Raw genomic sequence first — 26,635 nt, 5'->3', positions numbered from 1 at the left:
ATTATGGAAAGAAGGATTAAGAGAGTAGCGGTTTTAGGATCGGGCGTTATGGGATCTAGAATAGCTTGCCATTTCGCAAATATTGGAGTGGAAGTATTACTGCTTGATATTGCTCCCAAAGAATTATTGCCTGTAGAAGAGAAAAAAGGATTGAAGATTGAAAGTCCTTTCGTGCGTAATCGGATTGTTGAAGGTCATTTAAAGAGTGTCATTCAATCGAACCCGTCTCCGATATTCAGTAAATCTGTCTTAAAGAGTATTAAGACCGGGAACTTTGAAGATAATATGAAGGACATTGCTTCGGCAGACTGGATTATTGAGGTTGTAATTGAGCGTTTGGAAATTAAGAAACAGGTTTTTGAACAAGTTGAACAATACCGTAAAGCAGGAACATTGATTACTTCCAATACTTCTGGTATTCCTATTCATTTGATGACGGATGGTCGTTCAGATGATTTTCGAAAGCACTTCTGCGGCACGCATTTCTTTAATCCTCCACGCTATTTGCGTTTACTTGAAATTATTCCTACTGCAGAAACTGATCCTGAGGTAGTTGCTTTCCTGATGCACTATGGAGATAAATTTTTAGGAAAGACTACCGTTCTATGTAAAGATACACCAGCATTTATTGGTAATAGAATTGGTGTATATGCTATGCTGGCTTTGACTCACTTGGTTGAGAAGTTTGATTTATCGGTTGAAGAGGTAGATAGGTTTACCGGTCCCATTTTAGGTAGGCCGAAATCAGCAACCTTTCGTACAGCTGATGTAGTTGGGCTGGATACCTTGGTGAATGTTGCAAATGGTTTGTATGAGAATGCTCCTTCGGATGAAGCGAAGGAAGTATTTAAACTGCCGGCTTATATTCAGAAAATGGTAGATAATAAATGGCTGGGAGAGAAATCTGATCAAGGATTTTATAAGAAGGTTAAAGATAAGGATGGGAAAACGGAAATATTAGCTCTGAATCTTAAAACATTAGAATATGCTAAGCAGGATAAAGTGAAGTCTGCAACGTTGGGAGAGGCAAAGGCAGTAGATGACCTGCGTCAGCGGATGAAGGTTTTTGATAAAGGAAATGACCGGGCAGCAGAGTTATTCAGAGCAGCTAACTATCCTTTATTTGAATATGTCTCTAAGCGTATTCCTGAAATATCGGATGAACTGTATCGCATTGATGATGCTATGCGCGCAGGTTTTGGGTGGGAATTAGGACCGTTTGAGGTATGGGACGCTCTGGGTGTAAAAGAAACAATTGACAAAATAGAGAAGGCTGAAATATCATTACCAGGTCAGCAGGGAAAAGTGGCTTCCTGGGTATATGAGATGTTGGAGGGAGGCAATGATAGTTTCTATAAGATAGAAGATGGTATTAAGAAGTTCTATGATATTACTAGTAAAGGCTATCAGGTAATTCCGGGGTCTGAGGATTTTATTGTCTTAGATAATTTGAGGGAAAAGCATACCTTATGGAAAAATAACAGTGTCAGCATTATTGATTTGGGAGATGGTATTTTGAATGCAGAGATTCATTCAAAGATGAATACCATTGGTGGAGATGTTATTCAGGGAATTAATAAGGCGATTGATTTAGCAGAAAAGGAATACAGAGGATTGGTTATTGGAAATGATGGCGCTCTTTTCTCTGCAGGTGCGAATATTGGAATGATTTTCATGCTCGCCGTGGAGCAGGATTTTGATGAGCTCAATATGGCGGTAAAGATGTTTCAGGACACGTCGATGCGTTTGCGTTACTCGTCAATACCGGTAGTAGCTGCCCCCTTTAATTTAACTTTAGGAGGAGGTTGTGAGTTTTCAATGCATGCTGATTTTGTACAGCTCCATGCAGAGACTTATATGGGATTGGTGGAATTTGGTGTAGGCGTTATACCCGGCGGTGGAGGATCTAAGGAAATGACGATACGGGCATCGGATGATTTTAAAGAGGGAGCTATAGAACAGACCGTTTTAAGAAATAAATTTTTAACGATTGGGCAGGCAAAGGTTTCTACATCAGGGTTAGAAGCTTTCGAACTTGGATATTTGCAGGAAGGGAAGTTTGCAATTACCATGAATAGAAGCAGGCTATTAGCTGATGCAAAAGCAAAGGCGCTGGAACTGGCTGATGCAGGATACACGCAGCCTGTGCAACGAAAGGATATCAAGGTATTGGGTAAGCAGGGTTTGGGTATTGTATATGTGGGTGCGAATTCCATGATGACAGGGAATTACATTTCGGAGCATGATAAATTAATTTCTGAACGACTTGGATGGGTAATGTGTGGTGGAGATTTATCTGAACCTACCGAGGTTTCTGAACAATATCTCCTGGATTTGGAACGAAAGGAGTTCTTGTCATTGGTAGGTACTAAGAAATCGTTGGAAAGGATCCAATTTATGTTAACCAAGGGTAAACCTTTAAGAAACTAAGATTATGGAAGCATATATTATAGCAGGATATAGAACAGCTGTAGGAAAAGCTCCTCGTGGAGTGTTTCGTTTTACAAGGGCAGATGATTTAGCTGCGGACGTAATTAAGCATTTAGTTGCTTCTGTTCCAACTTTAGACAAAGAAGAGATTGATGATGTGATTGTTGGTAACGCAACACCCGAGGCAGAGCAAGGTTTAAATATTGGCCGAATGATTTCATTGATGGGCCTGGATACAGAAAAGGTTCCGGGTATGACGGTTAACAGGTACTGCTCGTCTGGATTAGAAACAATTGCCATTGCTGTCGCCAAAATTAAATCGGGAATGGCTGATGTGATTGTTGCAGGAGGTGTGGAAGTGATGTCGGGTATGCCTTTTGGTGGATGGAAACTGGTGCCCAATGCAGCTGTTGCGAAAAAACATCCGGATTGGTATTGGGGTATGGGATTAACAGCAGAAGCTGTTGCGAAAGAATTTCAAGTGAGCCGTGAGGAGCAGGATCTATTTGCTTTTAACTCACATCAGAAAGCATTGGATGCGATTAAAAACGGGAGATTTAAAGATGATATTGTTCCGATCACTGTTCATGAGAACTATTTAGAAGATGGAAAGAAAATTGTAAGTCGGGATTATGTTGTTGATAGAGATGAAGGCCCTCGTGCGGATACAAGTTTGGAAAAGTTGGCTGCTTTAAAGCCAGTCTTTGCTGCAGGAGGTTCAGTAACTGCAGGTAACTCTTCTCAGACTTCGGATGGTGCTGCATTTGTTTTGGTTGTATCCGAAGCTAAATTGAAAGAACTGAATGTAGAGCCTATCGCTCGTTTGGTTAGTTATGGCGTAGCGGGAGTTCCTCCTCGAATTATGGGAATTGGTCCGGTTAAGGCTATTCCGGTTGCTTTGAAAATGGCAGGAATGAAATTAGAAGAAATTGATTTAATAGAATTGAATGAGGCTTTTGCTTCGCAATCATTAACGGTTATAAGAGATGCAGGTTTGAATCCTGAAATAGTGAATGTGAATGGTGGTGCAATTGCTATGGGCCATCCATTGGGTTGTACCGGTGCTAAGCTTTCTGTGCAAATCTTTAATGAATTGAAGCGTAGAGATAAGAAATATGGGTTGGTAACTATGTGTGTGGGAAGTGGCCAGGGTGCTGCAGGTATTTTTGAGATGTTATAATTATTTAGAAGATGTTAGAAGAATCTAAAAATGTAATTAAAGGTGGCGAATTTGTAATTCGTGAGACCTCTTATAAAGATGTTTTCATTCCGGAAGAATTTGATGAAGAGCAGTTAATGATTAAGCAGACTTGCATTGATTTTATTGAAGCTGAAGTGTTGCCTAAACTGGATCAGATTGATGCTCAGGAAGAAGGTCTGATGCAGAATTTATTGGATAAAGCTGGAGAGCTTGGTTTATTAAGTGTTTCTATACCAGAAGAATATGGTGGTTTTGGAAAGAATTTCAATACTTCGATGTTGGTTACGGATGCGGTAGGAGCCGGTCATTCTTTTGCAGTAGCTCTTTCTGCTCATACAGGTATTGGCACCCTGCCGATTTTATATTATGGTAATGAAGAGCAGAAGAAGAAATATATTCCACGGTTGGCAACTGGAGAACTAAAAGCAGCTTATTGTTTAACGGAACCAAATGCAGGTTCTGATGCAAATTCAGGAAAGACATCTGCGAAATTGAATTCGGCCGGAACGCATTATATGCTTAACGGACAGAAGATGTGGATTACGAATGGTGGTTTTGCAGATCTTTTTATTGTGTTTGCTAAGATAGATGATGATAAGAATCTATCTGCTTTTATTGTTGAAAGAGATTTTGGTGGAATAAGTATGAACCCGGAAGAGCATAAGATGGGGATTAAAGGTTCATCTACCCGCCAGGTGTTTTTTAATGATTGTCCGGTTCCTGTTGAGAACCTGCTTTCTGAAAGAGGAAATGGTTTTAAAATTGCTGTAAATATATTGAATATTGGCCGGATAAAGCTTGGGGCTGCGGCCATTGGTTCTTCTAAAAAGGCATTGGATTATGCCATCAACTATTCAAATGAGCGGGTGCAATTCGACTTGCAGATTTCGAAATTTGGCGCTATTCGCCATAAATTAGCTGAAATGGCGATTCGTAATTTTGCAGTAGAAAGTGCAGCTTACCGGGCCGGACAGAATATTGATGATGCCTATGAACAGTTAGTTGCCGGAGGAATGGACAGTGGAAAAGCAAGGTTGAAATCTACTGAGCAATTTGCGATTGAATGTGCTATTTTGAAAGTTTGGGCATCTGAAATGTTGGACTACATTGTAGATGAGGGTGTTCAGGTGTATGGAGGGATGGGTTTTTCTGCTGAAGCACCGATGGAAAGAGCGTATCGCGATTCCAGGATCAACCGTATCTTTGAAGGTACCAATGAGGTAAATCGCTTACTGATAGTTGATATGTTATTGAAGCGTGCGATGAAGGGTGAGTTGGACTTGATAAAGCCTGCGCAGGAAGTTGCAAATGAATTAATGTCTATTCCGGATTTCGAGGAAACAGAAGATGTGCTTTTTGCTTATGAAAAGAGGATTCTTAATAATTTGAAGAAGACAGGTTTAATGATAGCAGGTGCTGCGGTTCAGAAGTTAATGATGACTTTATCAAAGGAGCAGGAGATTTTAATGAATATTGCTGATATAATTGGATATGTATATATAGCAGAATCTACTATCTTGAGGGTGGAGAAATTGGTAGCTATGAGGGGTGAGGAAGCTGTTAAAGGTCAGATTGATATTGCCCGGGTCTATCTGGACTCTACAGTAGATTATGTTTCTGTTGCAGGAAAGCAGGCTTTAAATGCATTTGCTGAAGGCGATGAATTGAAAATGATGTTGATGGGACTTCGTCGTTTTACTAAAACCCAACCTTTTAATAGTAAGGAGGCAAGGCAGCGAATTGCAAAACAGCTAATTGAAGCCAATAAGTATTGCTATTAATTATTTGTTATTTATTTAGAAACCACTGTAGCATATCTAGGGTGGTTTCCGTCTTTTAAAGGAATTAGCTGTAATGGCATGTTGCTGTTAAAAAATGTTAATTCCTTAATAAAATCAATTAAATAAATAACTTTGCACTTATGAGTATGAAAATGACCATGAAAAAAATTAACTTCTTAATTATTGCCTTAATTGCAGGTGTTGCTTTTAGCGGCTGTCTGAAAGACAATGATTTTGAACCCTATGATGCTCAAAAATATTTGAGTTTAGAGAAGCCGATATTGAAGGAATACGTAGAAAAAACTCCTGAGTTAGAAGGGGCTGTATTGGATGCTGAAACCGGTATCTGGTATAAGTTAATAAGTGAAGGATTGCAGGATAAAGAAAGCCCTGATTACTATACCTACAATTTTAATAGTGCTAATGATATCGAAGCACCTGATATCCAAGTGAACTATGACGGTAAATTGGTAGCAACAGGCACCTCATTCCAGAAGAAAGATAAGGTAGATTTATCACTGGGAGGAGTGCTTGGGGGATGGCAAGTTGCATTTCTTCCCAAAGAACTTAAGGATAAGAATGGTAAGGTTGTTAAAGCAGGTTTAACAGAACTTGGTTTACAAAAAGGTTCGAAAATCAGAATCGTTCTGCCATCACCTTATGGATATCAAAATAAGACCTTAGCGGGTATTCCTGCAAACTCACCATTAGATTTTTATATTGAGGTATTAGAGGTTAAAGCTCCTTCTAATTAATTTGTAAATTTTATACACTGTTGAATGAACATATTTTCTAGTCGATTCTTAGTATTGGGCTTTTTTGCTGTATTAGCATTTGCATCTTGTGAGAAGAAAGATTACCAGACCATTGTTGAATTGGATGAAGAGAATATCCAGAATTACATTCGGCAGAATAATTTAAGTATGATTCCTTTTGGAAATACAGGAATGTATTATCAGATTTTAGAAGAGGGAGATGGAAGAGAGTTGGGTTATGATGAAATTATTCCCATGGTTTATACGTTGAAGACCCATGATGGAAGTTTCAGTGCGCTTGATACCTTTGGTTCGATCAACCGTTATGCAGATTATTTAGGGTACTTTCCTTATGGTTCTGAAGTAGCCAGTAGTCAGCCAGGTTCTCCGCTTGATAAAGAAGAAGGTTTAAAATTAGTTTTAAATCAAGTCTTGAAGCATGCAAATGGTAAGATTAGGGTATTGGTTCCTTCAAGATATTTATATGGGCGTAATGGCTCCGGGAAAATAGGTAATTCTGGGAAAATAGGTAGTAATCAATCTATAGATTATGTTATTCATGCAATCGATCCTGCAGACTTGCCGGCTTATGAAGATTATTCTATTAAGAATTATCTTTCCGAACTTGGATCGAATACGAATGATTATATAGAAACTCCTAGTGGTATTTATTATCATATTTCTCAACCAGGAACCGGTAAGCAAATTAGTGCAGAATCGACCCTTGAGGTTGGATATGTTTTGAAATCATTAAACGGAACTGTTGTTGAAGAATCATCGACAGATTCAGTTCGTATTTCTTTAAATTCAACTATTGCAGGATGGAGAGAGGTGCTTCCTAAGCTAAAAGAGGGTGCTAAAGTGCGTATGGTTATGCCTTCATCTCAGGCATATGGTCTTTCTGGAAAACCAAGTTCGTCATCAACTGCAGAAGGTATTCCACCGTTTTCTTCTTTGGATTTTGAAATTAACGTAAAGAAAGTTCTTAATTAAAAAGAATAAGCTAGCCTCCTGATTGTAAATTTCTTGAGGTTTAAAATTTAAAAGGTCATAAGGTGATATATCTTATGGCCTTTTTTATTGGATAGCTTCTAATACAGCATCTTTGAATTTTAGGCTGGTATGTGGAAATAGGTCATGGATTCTGTTGTTTTCACACAGCAAATCGCCTTGGATATTTTCACTAAAGGCGTGGGCAATCATTTTTGGCAATCCGCTACTTTTGCTTAGCCAAAAACTGGAGAAGAATGAATGCACAAAAGGTAAAGTTATAATGGTCTTCTTAATTTTGCATATCTGTAGAAATTGTAAGAGCATTTCCCGGTAGCTTAAAATTTCCGGACCACCGATATCGAAAGTCTGATTAAAAGTTATCGGATTAGAAGCAATAAAATCTAAATAGGTGAGAGCATCACTCAAAGCTATCGGCTGACATTTACTACTTGCCAATTTGCTGTTCGAGATTATGGCAAAGTTGCTAGCCATCTTTTTAAAGATTTGTATCAAGAGTGAATCTTTTCCTACAATATTACTGGTTCTAATAACTGTATAAGGAATATAACTCTTTTCAAACAGAGCTATGATATCTTCATTTATCGGCGAGCGTAACGGCATCACATATACTAAATGAGCACAATTAACCCTACGTGCTTTTTTTATGTAGTTTTGAATGGATAGCAGCTCCATATCTTGATAAATGTCACCCTGTTCTGCCACATAATAGCTGAAGTAAAATGCAACGTCTAGATCTTTAGGAAATTCGCGAGAATATTTTTCACGAATTAGATCGCCCTGTATAACAGATAGGTTGCTGCGTCCCGTTACATTTTTTAGAATATTTTCATTCCTAACCAAACAGGTTAGTTCATAGTTTTTTTCTAAAAAAAACAAGGACAGTTTTTTTCCTAAATAAGTGTTGATACCGGTTAAGAGTATATTCATCTGGTAGAGATAATTATGCTGTATATATTACAAATCAGCAATGCTAATGTTTCTATTTATTCTGTTTTTGTGAAATTAATTATTGTAAATGGATTGTCAATATCCGCACGAACGAGTGAATATCACAATAATAAGCTTAAAATAAGTATATTTGTGTCGTTTAGTTTTTTATTTAGAATGATTAAAAAGACCATATTAGTTTGGTTTAGGAACGATTTACGGATCAGTGACAATGAAATGCTCAGCTTTGCAAGCGATAAGGGTAATGCTATTCTGCCTGTTTTTATTTATGATACTCGTGCATATGCTGAAACAAACTATGGTACCAGGAAAACAGGTATATTAAGAGCCAAATTTATTAATGAAAGTGTACAGGATCTTCAAAGATCCATCCGTTCCCTAAACGGAGAGTTAATAATAGAAAGAGGTTTGCCTGAGGAGATTCTGCCGGAGTTGGCAAGACAGTATCAAATTGATGAAGTTTATCATCATCGGGAAGTTGCATATGAAGAAACCAAAGTATCTGCATTGGTTGAGGAGGCTCTCTGGAAGCTTCAATTAAATTTAAGACATTTTATTGGACATACTTTATATCATAAGGAAGATTTACCTTTTCCTATTAAAGATATTCCTGATGATTTCAATACCTTCAAGAAAAAGGTCAGTCGGGAAAGTTCAATTCGTCCAAGTATAAAATTTCCTGAGAACTTAAGTTTTCTGGAAATCGCTGATCAATGGAATGTGCCTGAATTGAAAGATCTTGGCTATAACGACAATGAAATTGAATTGGCAGCGACTTCAGGAATTCTAGGAGGGGAAATTGAAGCAAAAAGACAACTCACGTTACTGTTGTGTGGAGATGTAGTTGAATCCAGGCTCTCGCCATGGATTTCTTTAGGTTGTCTTTCTGTACACACCTATTATCATTCTTTAGTAAGCTGCGTTGATTATCCCAAAGCTGTTCTTAATAAATTGATGGATGAGCTATGGTGGCATGATTATTATCGCTTTATGTTTAAAAAACATGGTAATCAGTTTTTTAAGTTGAAGGGATTTTCTAAAGCTGAACCTTCTTACTCAGGAGGAGATGATTTATTTGAAAGTTGGAAGTCGGGAAATACGGATAATGTGCAGGTGAATAGCATTATGGAGACTCTGAATAAAACCGGTTATATTAGTCATGCTGAGCGTGTAAAAGTAGCTGTTTATTTAGTGAATGACCTTCAAATAAGCTGGCTGAAAGGGGCTGCTTATTTCGAGGATAAATTAATTGATTATAATCCTGCTACAAATTACGGTAGTTGGGCGCATATTGCGGGTGTGGGTAGTAGTTTTAAGAATAATCTTAAAAATATTTCGTAATATACAGAAATACATATATCACTTGATTTCAATTACTTTCTGAAAAACAAAGATGGATATTCGTTTTTTGATACGGAGCGCTAAAAAAGATGGTGATTCCTTATCTAACAATCATATTATTTATAACTTTGCTATATACGTATAATTAGACATGGATAAGCTTACTTTCTTGAGCAATGCAGACTCTCGTTACATTGATTCGATGTATGAGTCGTACAAAATTGATCCTGAATCAGTTGATTTTGGATGGCAGAAGTTTTTTGAAGGATTTGATTTCGGTTCTCAAGGAGCAGGTTCTGCTAAAGGGACCGAGACTCCGGAACATATCTTAAAAGAAATTAATGTACTGAACATGATACATGGTTATCGTGAAAGAGGTCATTTATTTACAAAAACAAACCCTGTTCGGGAGCGCAGACAATACTATCCGGGAAAAGAACTAGCCACATTTGGTTTGAGTGAGGCCGATATGGATACTGTATTTAATGCAGGTATTGAAGTGGGTTTGGGGCCTGCAAAGTTACGCGATATTCGCCAATTGATAGAAGACACTTATTGTGATACTATCGGTGCTGAGTTCAAATACATCCGTAATCCGGAAAAGATATCCTGGTTGCAGAACCGGATGGAAAGTGAAAGGAACGAGCCGAATTTTAATATTGAAGCAAAAAAAAGAATGCTTCTGAAATTAAATGAAGCAGTAGTTTTTGAAAATTTCTTGGGAACCAAGTTTTTAGGGCAAAAACGTTTCTCTCTTGAGGGAGCAGAAAGCTTAATACCCGGTCTTGATTCTGTTATTCAAAAGGGTGCGGATCTGGGTATTGAAGAATTTGTAATAGGCATGGCACATCGTGGCCGCTTAAATGTTCTGGTTAATATACTGGGTAAGACCTATGAAACAGTCTTTAATGAATTTGAAGGTAAAACAACGGATGATGTTGAATTCGGTGGTGATGTTAAATATCATTTAGGATTCTCTTCTGATGTGACAACTGCAAATAATAAAAAGGTTCACCTGAGCCTTTGTCCGAATCCTTCTCACTTAGAAGCAGTAAGTCCGGTCGTAGAGGGAATTGTCCGCTCAAAAATTGATATGAAGTACGATGGAAAATCTTCTAAGATTGCTCCGATCATAATTCATGGTGATGCCGCGATTGCAGGACAAGGTATTGTTTACGAGGTTATCCAAATGTCTAAACTGGATGGATATAAAACAGGTGGCACCATTCATATTGTTATAAACAATCAGGTAGGATTTACGACCAATTATAAAGATGCAAGATCCTCTACTTATTGTACTGATATTGCTAAGGTTACTTTGTCTCCTGTATTCCATGTAAACGGTGATGATGTGGAGGCTTTGGTATATGCTATTAATATGGCTGTTGAATACCGTCAAAAATATCATACCGATGTGTTTATTGATATGTTATGTTACCGTCGTTACGGTCACAATGAAGCTGATGAACCTAAGTTTACTCAGCCCTTATTATATAAAGCCATTGAGAAGCATCTGAACCCTAGAGAGGTTTACAATAAAAAGCTTTTGGAACAAGGAAGTGTAGATGCGAACCTGGCGAAAGAGATGGAAAAAGATTTCCGGGCACTTTTGCAAAAACGTTTGGATGAATCGAAAGATGATGAGGTTATTCCTGATGTGAACCCAATGTATTCAGGTGCATGGCAAGGTTTGCGTAAGGCTAAGTATGAAGATATTTTTGTGCCTGCAGATACTGCTGTATCTGAAAAAGATTTTGTTCGTATAGCAAATGCTATTACTGAACTTCCTAAAGACAAGAAGTTTTTCCGGAAAATTGAGCGTTTGTTTGATGACCGGAGAAAAATGGTAAAAACCAAAGTTTTTGATTGGGCAATGGCTGAGTTAATGGCTTATGGTACTTTACTGGATGAAGGTAAACGTGTCCGCATTTCAGGGCAGGATGTTGAACGGGGAACTTTCTCTCATAGACACGCTGTTATAACTTTAGAGAATTCAGAGGAAGAATATGTTCCGCTGGCACAATTGAATAATGGTACAGCAAAGTTTGATATTTATAATTCTCTACTTTCAGAATATGGGGTGTTAGGATTTGAATATGGTTATTCATTGGCGAATCCACATTCACTTACCATATGGGAAGCTCAATTTGGGGATTTTGTAAATGGTGCTCAAACCATAACTGATCAATATCTTTCAAGTTCTGAGGCTAAATGGAAACGTTCTAATGGATTAGTAATGTTACTTCCTCACGGTTATGAAGGGCAAGGTCCGGAACATTCATCAGCCAGGGTTGAACGTGTTTTAGAGCTATGTGCGGAAAACAATATGCAAGTTGCGAATTGTACTACGCCGGCTAACTTCTTTCATATCTTACGCCGCCAATTACATCGTGAATTCCGTAAACCATTGATTGTTTTTACACCCAAGAGTTTATTACGCCATCCATTAGTTGTTTCTCCTTTAGAAGACTTTACGAATGGTAAGTTCCAGGAGGTTATTGATGATAGCTATGTTAAGACAGCAGATGTAAAGCGAGTACTTTTCTGTACAGGTAAGGTTTATTATGATTTATTAGATAAACAACAGGTTGATAAAAGAAAAGATGTAGCTGTTGTTCGTGTTGAGCAGATGTATCCTACACCAATGGATAAGTTGCGGGCAATAAAGGCAAAATATAAAAATGCTGAGGATTTCTTATGGGTTCAGGAAGAACCCGAAAACATGGGAGCGTGGCCTTATATCTGTCGTAAATTCCGTCATTCAAGAATTGAATTAGAAGTGGTTTGCCGTAAAGAAAGCAGCAGTCCTGCTACAGGTTATCAAAAACAGCATATTGCTCAACAGGTAATTATTGTTGAACGGGCTTTTGAAACAAAAGCAGGAAAAGAGGTGAAAAATAACATACAGAAAACAACGAAAGAGGCTGTGAAAGTCGATTAATAAATTAGCATTTATGAGTTTAGAAATGAAAGTGCCTACCGTAGGCGAATCTATTACAGAAGTTACTTTAGCGCAATGGTTAAAAAATGACGGCGATTATGTAGAGATGGATGAAATAGTTGCTGAACTGGAATCTGATAAAGCTACATTTGAACTTCCGGCTGAAAAAGCAGGAATATTAAGACATGTTGCAGCTGAAGGCGATACCTTAGAGATAGGAGCGGTTCTTTGCAAAATTGAAGAAGGAGATAAAGCAGAAGGAAGTGCTGCTCCATCGGAACAAGCCAAGCCTGCTGAAGCAGCACCTGCATCTAAGGAAGAAAAAGTAGAATCGCAGGAAAGCTATGCTGCTGGTACTGCATCTCCGGCAGCAGCGAAAATTCTTAAAGAAAAAGGAATCGATACTAAATCTATAAATGGCACCGGAAAAGATGGTCGCATTACAAAAGACGACGCTGTAAAGGCTTCTGCTTCATCTTCTAAAGCCGAAGCTACTGCACCGGTAGAAAAAGATGCGTCAACTGCAACTAGCAGTGCTTCCCCTTCAGTGGCTGGAAGTAGAGATGAAAGACATGAGAAAATGTCGTCTCTTAGAAAGACCATTGCTAAACGCTTAGTGGTTGTAAAAAATGAAACGGCTATGCTTACTACTTTTAATGAAGTAGATATGAAGCCGATAATGGATTTACGTACTAAATATAAAGACAAGTTTAAAGAGAAACATGGTGTTGGCTTAGGGTTTATGTCATTCTTTACCAAAGCTGTATGCATGGCTTTAAAAGAGTGGCCTTCAGTAAATGCAAGAATTGAAGAAGAAGAGATCGTATATAGTAACTTTGTAGATGTTTCTATTGCTGTATCAGGTCCGAAGGGTCTGGTAGTTCCTATTATTAGAAATGCAGAGTCATTGTCTTTGCAAGATATTGAGAAAGCTGTTGTTGATTTGGCTACTAAAGCAAGAGGTAATAAATTGACTATCCAGGAAATGACAGGAGGAACTTTTACCATTACAAATGGTGGAGTATTTGGTTCAATGATGTCTACCCCAATAATTAATGCCCCACAATCTGCAATATTAGGAATGCACAATATTATCCAGCGTCCGGTTGCAATTAATGGTGAAGTTGTCATTCGCCCAATGATGTACTTGGCTCTATCTTATGATCATAGAATAATTGATGGAAGAGAATCAGTTAGTTTCTTAGTACGTGTGAAAGAACTTTTAGAAGATCCGACTCGTTTATTACTTGATGTATAAAAAAATATGAACATTAGGGATTGCTTAAAAGCAATCCCTTTTTTATTTTTAAACTTGACTTCTTCTAAAACTTGTTTGAATCGATTTATACTTATCCTCAGTCTGTTCTTTTGTTTCCTGGATTCAAAAGCACAGATGTTGGAATGGGATTTTGGATTTTTCGGCTTTGCTGATAATCATGAATATTCTGCATCAGGAAGAGTTTCCCCAACATTAATCGGTTTACAGTTTATTCCCGAAGTAGGTTTATTAGCAGATAGTACTCATAGAATTCGTTTTGGAGCCAACATACTTCATGAATTTGGTTCGAGTCAAATTAGCAGCAAGATTACACCAACCATCTACTATAATTACATAAAAGAAAACATTAGTTTCTACATGGGAGTCTTTCCCAGAGCCGGATTGGTTGACGGTTTCTCAAAGGCTTTATTAAGTGATACCCTTCAATATTTCAGGCCGAACCTTAGTGGAATTCTTTTTCGCTATGAGAAGAGTAATATATTTCAACAAGTTTGGATAGATTGGAATAGCAAACAAACCGAAACGCAGCGGGAACAATTTCTCGTAGGCTTATCTGGGAATATCAAAGCAGGAGATTTTTCTTTTAAGCATGAAGGTGTTTTGTGGCACAATGCACTTACGAAGAAACATGATGACAACATTCATCTTCAGGATAATTTGGCTTTTACAGCTCGTGTAGGTTTGGATCTGTCACCTCATGTTAAGTTGGATTCACTGGCATTCAATGTAGGAGGGTTATTTTCGTTTAGTCGAGATAGAGGAATTGGTTATTGGAATACCCCCAAGGGATTGATAGCAGAAGGGCATATAGCTTATAAATCGTTCTATATCCATGATATATTGTACATTGGAGAAGCACAGGGAATTGCCTTGGGTGATAGCTTCTACTCTGAGAGTAAGTATAATCGGCTAGATTTGGGATGGCAGGCATTAAACCGGAAAAGATTTTCGGCTAAATTGGCCTTGAGTTTTCATTTCACTCCGGGTGCAATTGATAACCAGCAAACTCTTAATTTACGTTATAACATTGGAGCAAAGCATAAGCTAAAAGATAATTGGTACTAGTGTTATATTCTGATCAATGGATATGAAAGTTATTGAAGTAAACAATCACGATCTTGCAAAAAGCTTTATTGATGTTGCTTTGCAGTTTTATAAGGATGATGCAAATTATATTCGTCCGTTGGACGCGGATATTGATGAAGTTTTTGATCCGAAGAAAAACATTTCATTTAAGCAAGGCGAATGCATCAGATGGCTTTTGCAAGATTCATCTGGTAAATATATTGGCCGGATTGCGGCATTTTATAAACAAGAAACAGTTGATAATTATGAACTTCCTACTGGCGGCTGTGGTTTTTTTGAATGCATTGATGACCAGAAAGCTGCATTCCTTTTATTTGATACAGCAAAAGCATGGTTAAGTTCAAAGGGTTTAGAAGCGATGGACGGGCCTATTAATTTTGGTGAGCGCCACAAATGGTGGGGATTATTGATTGATGGTTTTTATGAACCATGCTATACCTGTAATTATAATCCTGCCTATTATCAAGCACTATTTGAAGCATACGGGTTTCAGCTTTATTATAAACAATATACCTATTGGCGCGATGTCAGGATGAAATTAGACACCCGTTATGCGGATCGTGCAACGAACATACTATCTAATCGCGGCTATACTTTTGAACATGTTGATAAGTCTGATCTTGAAGCAGCAGCACGAAATTTTCGATCCGTATATAATAAAGCTTGGGCAAGACATGCCGGGATAGGCGAGATGTCTGAAATACAAGCACAGGAGCTTTTGCGTAATATGCGTCCGATTATAGATCCTAAGCTTATTTGGTTTGCATTTTATAATAATGAACCTGTAGGATTCTGGATTTCAATACCAGATTTGAATCAATTAATTGTAAAATATCTGCCGGGTAAACTCACTTGGTGGGGTAAATTGCTTTTTGTTTGGAGAAAGGTAACGAAACAAAGTAAAACGATGTTCGGTGTCATATTTGGTGTAATTCCCGATCATCAGAAAAGAGGTCTAGAGATTGCGCTTATTGTTGAATCAGCGAAGCTGGTTCAGGATAAGAACATGCCATACGAAGAACTGCAAATGAATTGGATCGGAGATTTTAATCCAAAGATGATGCGTGTTGCTGAGCAGATAGGGGCAAAAATATATAAAACTCACTATACTTACCGCTATTTATTTGACCGGAGCAAGGAATTTGAACGTTATCCTATTCTATAATTCAAAATAGTGTAAAAAATGATAAAACATTAAAAAATAATATTCAAACATTTACTAATTACGTATGTTTGTAATACAAAACTTAATAATCTAAAAAAATTAAAAAACATGAAAAAGTTATTATTAGCACCTGCAGCTGCAGCTGTTTTATTCTTAGCATCATGCGGAGGTAGTTCTCAAAATGCAACTGAAGGTTCTGACACTACTTCTGTTGCTGCAACAGAGGTGGCAACTGACAACTCTAATCTAGCACCTGCAGTGTTTGAGATTGAGTCTAATGATCAAATGAAATTCAACCAAACATCTTTTACAGTTAAAGCTGGACAAGAAGTTCAAATTACATTACATAATGTAGGAACATTGCCTAAAGAAGCAATGGGACATAATTTCGTTGTATTAGCTCCAGGAACTGATTTAGCAGCTTTTGGTGGCGAAGCTTTTAAAGCAAAGGATAACGACTATATCCCTGCAACATATGCTTCATCAATCATTGCTCACACTAAATTATTAGGACCAGATGAAAGTGATACTATTACTTTCACAATTCCTGAAGCTGGCGAGTATGAGTTCGTTTGTAGCTTCCCTGGACACTGGGGTACGATGAATGGTAAAATTATTGTTGAGTAATTATCATACAAGTTCAATAAGAAAGAAGGCAGTCAATTTTGGCTGCCTTCTTTCTTGTATAGATTTTTTTATTCCTTAACTTTGAGAACCAATATCATAAAATATGCAATACGACGTCGTAATTATCGGAAGCGGTCCTGGTGGATATGTTAGTGCAATTCGTTGTGCACAATTAGGCTTAAAAACAGCAGTTATTGAAAAATATAACAGCTTTGGTGGCACTTGTCTAAATGTGGGCTGTATCCCATCGAAGGCTCTGCTGGATTCTAGTGAGCATTTCTACAATGCTGATAAGCATTTTGCAGCTCACGGTATTAAGTTAGATAATCTTTCTGTTGATATCGCTCAAATGATTAAGCGGAAAAATGAAGTTGTAGAGCAAACAACTGGTGGTATTGATTTTCTATTTAAGAAGAATAAAATCGCCTCCTATCAGGGAATGGGTTCATTTGTTGATAAGAACACAATAAAAATAACAAAGGATGAGGGAAAATCGGAAACTATTACGGCGACGAATGTTGTGATCGCTACTGGTTCCAAACCATTTTCATTGCCATCCATTAAAATAGATAAAAAGCGGATTATTACTTCAACAGAAGCTTTGAATCTACAAGAAGTTCCTAAGCATTTGGTTTTAATCGGCGGAGGAGTAATCGGATTGGAATTAGGCTCTGTATATGCGCGTTTAGGATCCAAAGTAACGGTATTAGAATATGCCGATTCCATTGTTCCAACAATGGATAAAGGTTTAGGAAAAGAATTGCAAAAAGTACTTAAGCGTTTAGGTTTCGAATTCCTGTTGAATCATAAAGTAACCGGAGCAACAACTAAAGGTAAGAAAGTAACAATTACAGCAGAGAATAAGCAAGGTGAGGCTGTTAAAGTTGAAGGAGATTATTGTCTGGTTGCTATTGGACGGATTGCCTATACAGAAAGCCTTGGTTTAGAAAATATAGGAATAACACTTGAAGAGCGTGGCAAAAAAGTTCCTGTAGATGAAAATCTGGAAACACCGGTAAAAGGAGTTTATGCAATCGGGGATGTAATTAAAGGAGCTATGTTAGCTCATAAAGCCGAAGATGAAGGAACCTTTGTAGCAGAGTTAATTGCAGGACAAAAACCTCATATTGATTATAACTTAATTCCGGGAGTTGTGTATACATGGCCAGAAGTTGCCAGCGTAGGTAAAACAGAAGAGGAATTAAAGGCTGCCGGTAAAAAATACAAATCAGGATCTTTCCCTTTTAAAGCAAGTGGCAGAGCTAGAGCAAGTATGGATACTGACGGTTTTGTTAAAGTATTAGCCGATGCGGACACAGATGAAATACTTGGTGTTCATATGATTGGCCCTCGTGTGGCGGATATGATTGCTGAAGCTGTTGTAGCGATGGAATATAGAGCCTCAGCAGAAGATATAGCTCGTATTTGTCATGCCCACCCTACTTATACTGAAGCATTAAAAGAAGCAGCTCTGGCGGCCACAGCCAACAGAGCAATACATATTTAAAGTTCGAGCGGATATCATCCGCTCTTTTTATTTATAATACTATTAGATGAATTTTCATACACGTAAATGGGTTAAACCTGAAGATTTAAACCCCAATGGCACCTTGTTCGGAGGTACATTATTAAGATGGATAGATGAGGAAGCTGTAATCTATGCCATTGTTCAGCTAGGAAACCCCCATGTAGTTACCAAATTTATTTCTGAGATTAATTTTGTTAGTTCTGCAAAGAAGGGCGATATCATTGAACTAGGTATAAAAGCAACTCATTTTGGTAAAACATCAATCACTCTTTGCTGTGAGGTAAGAAATAAAATTACGAGAAAGAGCATATTAACCATTGATAGGCTGGTATTCGTAAATGTTGATCAGGACGGAGTTCCTACTGAACATGGTAAAACTGAAATTACCTATGCTTATCGTTAGAACTGTGGTTTATTAAGAAATTGTAAACTCGGTATTATGTTTGTGCTTTTTTAAGGTGAAAATGAATGCACGTAGTATTTTAAAACCAGACATCTATCTTGCCCTAATTTATCGGATAGCAATATTATTGGGCATATATGCTCTGCTCCGTTTAGGGTTCTATTTTATAAATATCAGTTTGTTCCCTGCAGTTACAGCTAAGAACCTGTTTGTAATCATGCTGGGTGGGGTTAAATTTGATATTGCAGCTTTGCTTTATATCAACTCGTTGTTTATTCTGCTGCAGAGTATTCCTTTCCCTTTTCGTTACCATTCCGGTTATCAAAAAATATGTAAGTGGATCTTTATAATTACCAACGGTATAGGGATCGCTCTAAACCTTGTAGATTTTGGCTACTATAAGTTCACGTTAAAAAGAACAACGGGAACCATCTTTGAGCAGTTTTCAAATGAAGAGAATAAGTTGAAACTGACATTCGATTTTTTTATAGATTACTGGTATTTGTTATTAGTATTTATTCTGGTTCTCTATCTTCTTTGGTGGCTGTATGATCGTGTGAAGATCAGATCGGCCCGTCCATTTAAACTTCTTAATTACGGGACTCATAGCCTCATTTTTCTATTGATTATAGGCTTAACTATTGTAGGTATGCGCGGAGGTTGGAGACATAGTACGCGTCCTATTACTTTAAGTAATGCCGGTGAGTATGTAGAGCGACCAGAAGAAATGTATATCGTTTTAAATACACCGTTCTCTATTTTCAGAACCTTAGGATCTGTAAAACTTAAACCGGTTCATTACTTTGATGAAGAAGAACTTAAGTCTATTTATAATCCGGTCCATAACCCTCATCCCGATAGTACTTTCAAGCCTTTGAACGTTGTATTTTTAATTATTGAGAGCTTAGGAAAAGAGCATGTCGGAATATTGAATAAGAATCTCGATAATGGAAGCTACAAAGGCTATACTCCTTTTCTTGATTCCTTAATTGCTGAGAGCTACACCTTTACCCAAACTTTTGCAAATGGTCGTAAATCGATTGATGCACTTCCTTCAATAATATCCGGAATTCCAAGTATCGAGGAGCCTTTTGTTCTTTCAATTTATTCAGGTAATGAAACGAATAGTGTTGCTAAGCTTCTCGGCCAAAAGGGCTATGAAACAGCCTTCTTCCATGGTGCGCCAAATGGTTCCATGGGATTTTCATCTTATACGAAGTTAGCCGGTTTTCAGCATTATTACGGCAAAACAGAATATAACAATGATGCCGATTTTGATGGTATTTGGGGAATATGGGATGAGCCATTTATGCAATTCATGGCTCAGAAGATTAATACATTTAAACAACCATTCTTTACCACCTTCTTTTCTCTATCATCCCATCATCCTTATAAGGTGCCCGAGAAATATATAGGAAAGTTTCCAAAGGGCCCGCTAGAGGTTCAGGAGCCGATGGGTTATACAGATATGGCTATTCGAGAGTTCTTTGAAACGGCTTCTAAAATGCCATGGTTTAATAATACACTTTTTGTACTCTGTGCAGATCATGCAACAGTTTCTTATCATCCCGAATATCAAACATTGCTTGGCTCTTATTCCATCCCCATTGTATTTTATTACCCGGGAGGAGATCTAAAAGGTATGTCTGATCATTTGGTTCAGCAAATTGATATTGCTCCAACAGTTCTCAATTTCCTAAACTATGACGAGCCCTATGTTGCTTTTGGATTTGATGCTTTTGCAGCCGACTCAAACAATTTTGTAGTCAATAATAACGGAACCTCTTTTAGTCTGCATCAAGGTGATTATTTGTTATTGAGCGATGGAAACACAAGCAGTGCTTTGTTTAACGTAAAGACTGATATTTTATTGAAGAATAACATTGTAAACACCCTGCCGGAAATTCAGCAGCCGATGGAAGATCATTTAAAAGCATTTATCCAGCAGTACAATAATCGCATGATAAATAACGAATTAACGGTTAAATAAACTGTTATCGATTCGTAAATGAATTATCTTTCATTTCTCTTTTTAACTCTCTTTCAACAAAGAAGGGAGCGAAAGGAATTAAAGAGGCTATAAAGAATGTAACTAACCTTTTGAAGCTCCATTTATATATAAACCAGCAGCTAATCAGCAAAATCAGGTAAGTAATAAATAGTAAACCATGTGCCCAGCCTACGTATTTCACTCCAAGTGGCCAGTCTGCTAAATATTTTAAAGGCATTGCAATAAAGAAGAGTATCACGGTGGATACTCCTTCTATAAACGCTATTTGTGTAAAGCGGATTAATGTAAGATCTTTCATTTAGACAAACATAAGAATTTATTCGTATTCTGGTTTTATTTCCTTGTGTTCATACTCCTCTTCAAGCAATTCGTCAACAGGTAAAGGTGGTTTGTCCATACCCAACCTGTGTAAAATGCTGTCAAATGTTTGATAAACAACTGGAACTATAATTAAAGTAAGAAACAGCGAGCTTAATAGACCACCAATAATTACCCAAGCCAATCCATTCTTCCATTCTGAACCTGCACCAGCTGCTAAAGCAATAGGGAGCATACCAAATACCATGGCAATGGTTGTCATAAGGATAGGTCTTAAACGAGCATGGTTGGCATTAATTAAGGCTTCTCTGGTTGATTGCCCCAGGGCTTTCATTTGATTTGTAAAGTCTACTAACAAAATTGCATTTTTTGCAACCAATCCAATCAACATAATCAATCCCAGAATGGTAAAAATGTTCAAACTGTTATTGGTTAGTGCCAGTGCCAGTAAAGATCCAATGACCGATAGTGGAATAGAAAACATAACCACAAAAGGATAAACGAAGCTATCATATAACGCAACCATAATGAAATACACCATTACAATGGCAATTAGTAATGCAACAGCCAAGGAACCGAAACCTTCAGCCTGGCTTTCCACATCTCCACTCCAAATGTAATTTACACCCAAAGGCTTTGGAATATTATCAAGTTTAACTTGGAAATCATCAACGATACTACCAGTTGTCCGACCTACAGGCTGACCCTGTACTTTAACAGAAGTCGATTTATCTCTTCTTTCTAACCGGCTTGGACCAGAGCCTTCTTTAACGTTAGCAAACTGTGATAGTTGAATAAGCTTGCCATCTTTATTGGCAAAGTATAGGTTCCGAACATCATTTATATTCCGCCTGTCGTAATTATCAAATCGAATATTGATATCATATTCGTATTCTCCTTGTCGGAACTTACCATCGGTATTTCCGTTAAATGCCGTTTGCATCGTAGCACCTACAGTCTGTAAGCTTAGTCCTAAAGCGGCCATTTTATCACGATCAACTTCAACCTCTACTTCCGGATTTCCACCTTCAACTGATAGTTTTGTGCCAGTAGCTCCCGGAACACTTGCTAAAGCTTCTAATGCCTTATCTGCATAAGACATGATGCTATCCAGATCCGAACCAGTAACCACCAATTCTATTGGTGCTTGCTGAGCTGTTCCAAGAATACTCACTGGAACTGTTTTAACTTTTACGCCCACCAATAACTGTGAGAGTTCTTGTCTTATCCTGGCAGCATAGATATCAGAGGATTCCCGCTTACTTTTATCAATCAATTTAACAGTTATTTCTGCTTTGTAAGGTGTTGCCAAAGTTCCGCTTGAACCTTCACTCGATTGCCCTACCATAGTTATTAAGGAAACTATCTCAGGTTTAGAAGATAAATACTCTTCAGTTTTAAAAGCAGCCTGATTTGTTTGTTCAATAGAAACATCCTTTGGCAGTTCTAATTGTACCAAGAATTCTCCACGGTCACTTTGAGCAAAGAACTCCGTTCCGATAAATCCACCGCCAACCAAGCCACATGAAGATACCAATAGCAACGTTACACTTATTAAGGTTATCGCCTTATGATCGAGTGCCCATTCAAGAATGCCAGTAATCCATCTTGTAAAACGGTGAAGTTGCTGTTCAAACCATAATATAAAACGGCCTGATGGCTTATCTTTTGTAATCTTTTCTAATTTTCCGAATCTGGATGTAACCAGTGGAACAATGGTGAAGGATACCAGTAAACTCAATAAGGTAGCAATAATAACTACTACACAAAATTCACGTAGAATATCAGATACCATTCCGGTACTTAAAGATATAGGTAAGAACACTACCACAATAACAAAGGTGATAGAAACTACGGTAAAGCCTATTTCCTTCGCTCCGTCAACAGAAGCCCTGACCTTATTTTTACCCATTTCCATGTGCCTGTAGATATTCTCGATAACCACAATAGCATCATCCACTAAAATCCCGACCACTAGTGAAAGACCTAATAATGACATCAGGTTCAGTGTAAAGCCCAGCAACTCCATTCCTATAAAGGTTGAAATTAAAGAAACCGGGATGGCAATCATTACGATAACCGCATTTCTAAAACTATGTAAGAATAATAGCATTATAAAAGCAACCAATACGATAGCTAGGATTAAATCGAAAACAACCGCGTTGGCAGATTCCAGCGTGTATACAGAACCATCATTTGCAATTTGCAGCGATAGGTTATCTGCTGCATATTCAGCCTCAATTACAGGTAAAGCTTCTGCTACACTTTCACTGATAGTAACAGCATTAGCGTCTGAAGTTTTAAGAACCTGTATTGCAACGGAGCTCTTTCTGTTAAATCGTGACAGCTTTTCTACATCTTTCTGCGTGTCTTGCACATCAGCAATATCTTGCATGCGAACCTGCGACCCATCATCTGTCGTTTTAACTACCAAATTACGTAGCTCTTCTACAGATTTGTATTTTCCCGACAAGCGGACCAATATATCCTGTTCTTGGGTTTTTATACTACCTGTAGGAAAATCCAAGTTTGAGGTTAAAATAACCTGCTGTACATCCAATGGTGATAAGCCATAAGCTTCCAGTTTGGGAGCATTTAAGTTAACCTGAATTTCACGTTCTTGTCCACCCACTAAGTTAACTTGTGCAACGCCTGGAATCTGTGATAAAAGGGGTTGTACCCTTTTGTCAAGGAGGTCATAGAATTCAGACTCGGTCATGCTGGATGTAGCTGCAAGGGTGATGATAGGCAAGTCATCCAACGAAAACTTAGCTAGAGAAGGTGTTCTAACATCATCCGGTAAGTCTGCTAAAATTGCATTTATCTTACGTTGGGCCTCATTTAATGCCAAATCAACATCCGCACCGCTATTTAAGGTAATGGTGATTAAGGAAAGACTTTCAAAAGAAACGGCATCTATTTTCTTTACATTCTCAAGCGAGGAAACAGCATCTTCAAGTTTCTTAGTAACCGTATTTTCTACTTCATTAGGCGATGCACCAGGGTAAATAGTAGAAACAGATACCACTGCCGGAGTAAATTTGGGTAACATTTCATAGTTCAATGAAAAATAACTCAAAAGACCCAGTAAGCTCAGGGCAGTAAATACAACAATAACCAGTGAAGGCCTTTTTATAGAAATATCAGAAATTTTCATCTGTAGATAATTAAATTTTTAAAGGTGCAGATGTTTATTTTTGAGGAGAAACTTGAGTACCGTCCACTAAATTAATCTGGCCACTTGTAATTACAACTTCTCCCTCATTTAAGCCACTTACTATCTCAACCTGTTCACCTACAACTCTTCCCGAGACTACTGTTTTAAGTTTAGCGGTATTGCCGTTTTCTAAAACAAATAGCTGGTTGCTGCTTACACCTCCTACAAAAGCAGAACGTGGCACAGTAATTTGTGCTTCTTGTTTTGGAAACTTGAAGGTAGCTGTGGCATACATACCTGCGCGTATTGTATTGGGTTCCGGATTAGAAACTTCAATCTCTACGGGGTAGTTTAAGGTATTATCAGCTTTAGAAGCAATAAAGGTAACTTTACCTGAAAATTCTTTATCTGGAAACACTGAAGTTGAAATAGCAACCTCATCACCCAAGTGGATATTTACCACCTGAGACTCGTTTGCTGAAACCTGTAATTTCAACGTTGAGATATCAACAAGGTTGAATAAAAGTGTTCCGGGAGAAACATAAGCACCTAACTCGATAGCACGTTGGTTTACAACACCTGATATCGGAGCGTTGATATATGAATCTTGTACTCTGCGTTTAGCTTGTTGCACACGGTTCTCTGCAGTCTTTAAATTGAAAGTAATTTCGTCTAACTGTGCGCGAGTAACTCCGCCAGTCTCAAATGAGCTTTGATAACGAGCCATATCGGTCTTTAATTTCTGATAAGCAACTTCCGCATTTTGTAAATCTAAAGAAGCATACTCCGGATCAATTTTAACTAAAACCTGACCTTTAGAGACTCTTGAGCCTTCTTTTACCATGATTTGAGTTACCCTTCCGCTTGTTTCCGCAAGTAAATCTAAGTCCTGTTTGGCAGCAAAATTTCCATTAGAAGTAAAGTCTAAATCAATGCTTTCTTTTTTGGCAACAACAGTTTTTACAAGAACGGTACCGATATCTTCAGCAACAATAGCTGTTTTGGCTTCATTTTCTTTTTTATTAGAAGTGAGTACCCATGCAATTAAGGCTATTACAACAATGACAATAATTCCAGTTATTATTCCTCTTTTCATTACTTGTTTATTAAAGATTTGATGTTTCCTTGTGATTTTATTAATTCAATTTCAGCAACCTTATAATTTAATAAAGCCTGATTATAACTGTTTTGGGCACTTACCAGTTCCGTTTCTGCATCTAACAGATCTGTTAGACTTGCTAAGCCATTATGATAATTGTTTTCTGTACTATGGTATACCTCTTCAGCAAGTACCTTATTTTGATTTTGAGTTTCAATTGTAGCTAAGCTGTTTTTGATTTGCATTTTAGCATTTTCATAAGCCATCTGCAAGGCATTTGAAGAATCTTCAATATCTATCTGAGTCTTTTCAATATCGATGTTTGCCTGTTGTAATTTTGCTCTCTTTGCTCCTCCATCAAAAATTGGAACCTTTAAAGTCAGTGTAATAGCCGACATCTCGTAGTTTAGTGCATTGTTTGTATAGAGGTTAAACTTATTACTTTGGGTATTATACATGTAATTTGCTCCTAGAGAAAGTTTTGGGTAGAACTCAGCAAGAAAGGCTTTCCTTTGTAAGTTTAATAGCTCTTCTTGTTTCTTCAGCACTAAATAAGAATTTAAATTATTCACGTTAAAACTAGCATCACTAATATGTCTCTGAACCGTTTCTTCTAATGCCTTCAAACTCGCTTCCGGAATTGCTATTTGTTCTGTAACAGGCATGCCCATATAATATTTGAGTAAGTTTTCTTGTTGTGACACCGAGTTTAACAATTCTTGTCGCTGTGTTTTGAGATTGCTGCTATTTACCTTTACACGGTCTAGATCAATTTTTTTAGCCAAACCTACTTCAAACTGACTGTTAACAATCTTTTCTAGTTTTAGAACCCGATCAATATTGGCATCAATGACAGCCAATTGTTGACGAGTTATTATAACCTGATAATAATTAGTAGCAACCTGTTGAATGATATTTTCTTCGGCAAGTTTTGCTGCCAATTGATAATACTCTTCCGAAGCTCTTGCTGCTTTTAATCCGGCAAATACCTGTTGATTAAAAATCTGTTGATTAAGCTGTACCTGTGCTAAAGAACTCCAGGTTGTTCCAGCCTTTACAGCTACAAACTCACCGGGCTCTCCACCCATAATGGCAGCTGGTAGCAAAAATTGTTGCGATAATATGTTATTGTTGAGTGTTACCGTACCATCAATTTGTGGCAATGCACCTGCTCTTACTTCTTTCACCTTAAAGGCACCTTGAAGGATATCAAGTTTGGCTTTTCTTACTGCTTCGCCATTGCTTAATGCATATGATAATGCATCTTCTAAGCTAAAGGTTTTTTGGGCGAAAGTTAATTGGGAGCTAAAACAAACTAATAAAAGAAGAAAAATTAAATGTTTTTTTATATTCATAACTTTTAAACGATGCTTTCCTTTCTGCAAATGGAAAACGTAATCACAAAGTGGTTAGATATTAAACTATTATTAATGTTACAAGCGAATGATACATTAGTTTTCAAAATATTGCAAAAGTACATCATTCAGTTGATTCTTTAATTTTATTGAATTCATTAGTTTCCATTATCTTTGATGCATATCCTTATTTATC

The 26,635-nt window shown here is 37.5% G+C and carries 19 protein-coding genes; 14 read left to right on the top strand and 5 right to left on the bottom strand.

All coding sequences use genetic code 11. The annotated features are described in order from the left end of the window. Positions 1-3 precede the first annotated feature (3 nt). The 5 genes from VL047_RS08835 to VL047_RS08815 all read left to right on the top strand — a co-directional run bounded on the left by VL047_RS08835 (position 4) and on the right by VL047_RS08815 (position 7,160). Entirely contained in the window at positions 4-2,430 is a 2,427-nt protein-coding gene (locus VL047_RS08835) for a 3-hydroxyacyl-CoA dehydrogenase/enoyl-CoA hydratase family protein (RefSeq protein ID WP_325359768.1), read from the top strand. Between the two features lie 4 nt (positions 2,431-2,434). Further along, positions 2,435-3,610: an acetyl-CoA C-acyltransferase gene (locus VL047_RS08830; RefSeq protein WP_325359766.1), complete on the top strand. Its 1,176-nt coding sequence runs from the start codon at positions 2,435-2,437 to the stop codon at positions 3,608-3,610. An 11-nt stretch (positions 3,611-3,621) separates the two neighbouring features. Beyond that, positions 3,622-5,412: an acyl-CoA dehydrogenase family protein gene (locus tag VL047_RS08825; protein ID WP_325359764.1), complete on the top strand. Its 1,791-nt coding sequence runs from the start codon at positions 3,622-3,624 to the stop codon at positions 5,410-5,412. 140 nt (positions 5,413-5,552) lie between these two features. Continuing rightward, a complete protein-coding gene (locus VL047_RS08820) occupies positions 5,553-6,167 on the top strand; it encodes an FKBP-type peptidyl-prolyl cis-trans isomerase (protein WP_325359762.1) in 615 nt (204 codons plus the stop codon). 24 nt (positions 6,168-6,191) lie between these two features. Further along, the gene (locus VL047_RS08815) at positions 6,192-7,160 is read left to right on the top strand and encodes an FKBP-type peptidyl-prolyl cis-trans isomerase (protein WP_325359760.1); all 969 of its coding nucleotides are present in this window, start codon (positions 6,192-6,194) and stop codon (positions 7,158-7,160) included. 84 nt (positions 7,161-7,244) lie between these two features. Here VL047_RS08815 and VL047_RS08810 read toward each other — a convergent pair whose 3' ends face one another. Beyond that, positions 7,245-8,108 carry a hypothetical protein gene (locus VL047_RS08810; protein WP_325359758.1) on the bottom strand — a complete coding sequence of 288 codons (864 nt, stop codon included), beginning with the start codon at positions 8,106-8,108 and terminating at the stop codon, positions 7,245-7,247. A gap of 177 nt (positions 8,109-8,285) precedes the next feature. On the opposite strand from VL047_RS08810, the gene VL047_RS08805 reads away from it, so the two are divergent. From VL047_RS08805 to VL047_RS08765, 9 genes are all read left to right on the top strand, one after another. Continuing rightward, positions 8,286-9,470, top strand: coding sequence for a deoxyribodipyrimidine photo-lyase (locus tag VL047_RS08805; protein WP_325359756.1), 1,185 nt, complete (start codon positions 8,286-8,288; stop codon positions 9,468-9,470). Positions 9,471-9,621: 151 nt separating this feature from the next. Continuing rightward, positions 9,622-12,411 (top strand): 2-oxoglutarate dehydrogenase E1 component, encoded by a 2,790-nt coding sequence (locus tag VL047_RS08800; RefSeq protein WP_325359755.1) that lies wholly within the window; start codon positions 9,622-9,624, stop codon positions 12,409-12,411. A 13-nt stretch (positions 12,412-12,424) separates the two neighbouring features. Continuing rightward, the gene (gene odhB, locus VL047_RS08795; RefSeq protein ID WP_325359753.1) at positions 12,425-13,669 is read left to right on the top strand and encodes a 2-oxoglutarate dehydrogenase complex dihydrolipoyllysine-residue succinyltransferase; all 1,245 of its coding nucleotides are present in this window, start codon (positions 12,425-12,427) and stop codon (positions 13,667-13,669) included. A 75-nt stretch (positions 13,670-13,744) separates the two neighbouring features. After that, positions 13,745-14,755, top strand: coding sequence for a hypothetical protein (locus VL047_RS08790; protein WP_325359751.1), 1,011 nt, complete (start codon positions 13,745-13,747; stop codon positions 14,753-14,755). 22 nt (positions 14,756-14,777) lie between these two features. Continuing rightward, the gene (locus VL047_RS08785; protein WP_325359749.1) at positions 14,778-15,941 is read left to right on the top strand and encodes a hypothetical protein; all 1,164 of its coding nucleotides are present in this window, start codon (positions 14,778-14,780) and stop codon (positions 15,939-15,941) included. 108 nt (positions 15,942-16,049) lie between these two features. Next, entirely contained in the window at positions 16,050-16,568 is a 519-nt protein-coding gene (locus VL047_RS08780; RefSeq protein WP_325359747.1) for an azurin, read from the top strand. Between the two features lie 103 nt (positions 16,569-16,671). Beyond that, positions 16,672-18,075 (top strand): dihydrolipoyl dehydrogenase, encoded by a 1,404-nt coding sequence (gene lpdA / locus VL047_RS08775; RefSeq protein WP_325359746.1) that lies wholly within the window; start codon positions 16,672-16,674, stop codon positions 18,073-18,075. Between the two features lie 46 nt (positions 18,076-18,121). After that, entirely contained in the window at positions 18,122-18,499 is a 378-nt protein-coding gene (locus tag VL047_RS08770; RefSeq protein WP_325359745.1) for an acyl-CoA thioesterase, read from the top strand. Between the two features lie 61 nt (positions 18,500-18,560). Then, the gene (locus VL047_RS08765; RefSeq protein ID WP_325359744.1) at positions 18,561-20,489 is read left to right on the top strand and encodes an LTA synthase family protein; all 1,929 of its coding nucleotides are present in this window, start codon (positions 18,561-18,563) and stop codon (positions 20,487-20,489) included. 4 nt (positions 20,490-20,493) lie between these two features. Here the strand turns inward: VL047_RS08765 and VL047_RS08760 are convergent, their stop codons facing one another. From VL047_RS08760 to VL047_RS08745, 4 genes are read right to left on the bottom strand one after another with little or no spacing between them, the layout of a single operon-like run. Further along, positions 20,494-20,808, bottom strand: a complete 315-nt coding sequence (locus VL047_RS08760) for a DUF3817 domain-containing protein (RefSeq protein ID WP_325359743.1) — start codon at positions 20,806-20,808, stop codon at positions 20,494-20,496. Positions 20,809-20,826: 18 nt separating this feature from the next. After that, complete coding sequence (locus VL047_RS08755) at positions 20,827-23,985, bottom strand: efflux RND transporter permease subunit (protein ID WP_325359742.1); 3,159 nt, start codon at positions 23,983-23,985, stop codon at positions 20,827-20,829. A gap of 34 nt (positions 23,986-24,019) precedes the next feature. Next, positions 24,020-25,081: an efflux RND transporter periplasmic adaptor subunit gene (locus VL047_RS08750; protein WP_325359741.1), complete on the bottom strand. Its 1,062-nt coding sequence runs from the start codon at positions 25,079-25,081 to the stop codon at positions 24,020-24,022. Next, entirely contained in the window at positions 25,081-26,439 is a 1,359-nt protein-coding gene (locus VL047_RS08745) for a TolC family protein (RefSeq protein ID WP_325359740.1), read from the bottom strand. The genes VL047_RS08750 and VL047_RS08745 overlap by 1 nt, the downstream gene beginning before the upstream one ends. Positions 26,440-26,635: the final 196 nt, after the last annotated feature.

The organism is Albibacterium sp., assembly GCF_035514885.1.
GTDB lineage: Bacteria > Bacteroidota > Bacteroidia > Sphingobacteriales > Sphingobacteriaceae > Albibacterium.
The sequence above is the reverse complement of the archived record's forward strand: the minus strand, read 5'-3'. Positions and strand labels throughout refer to the sequence as shown.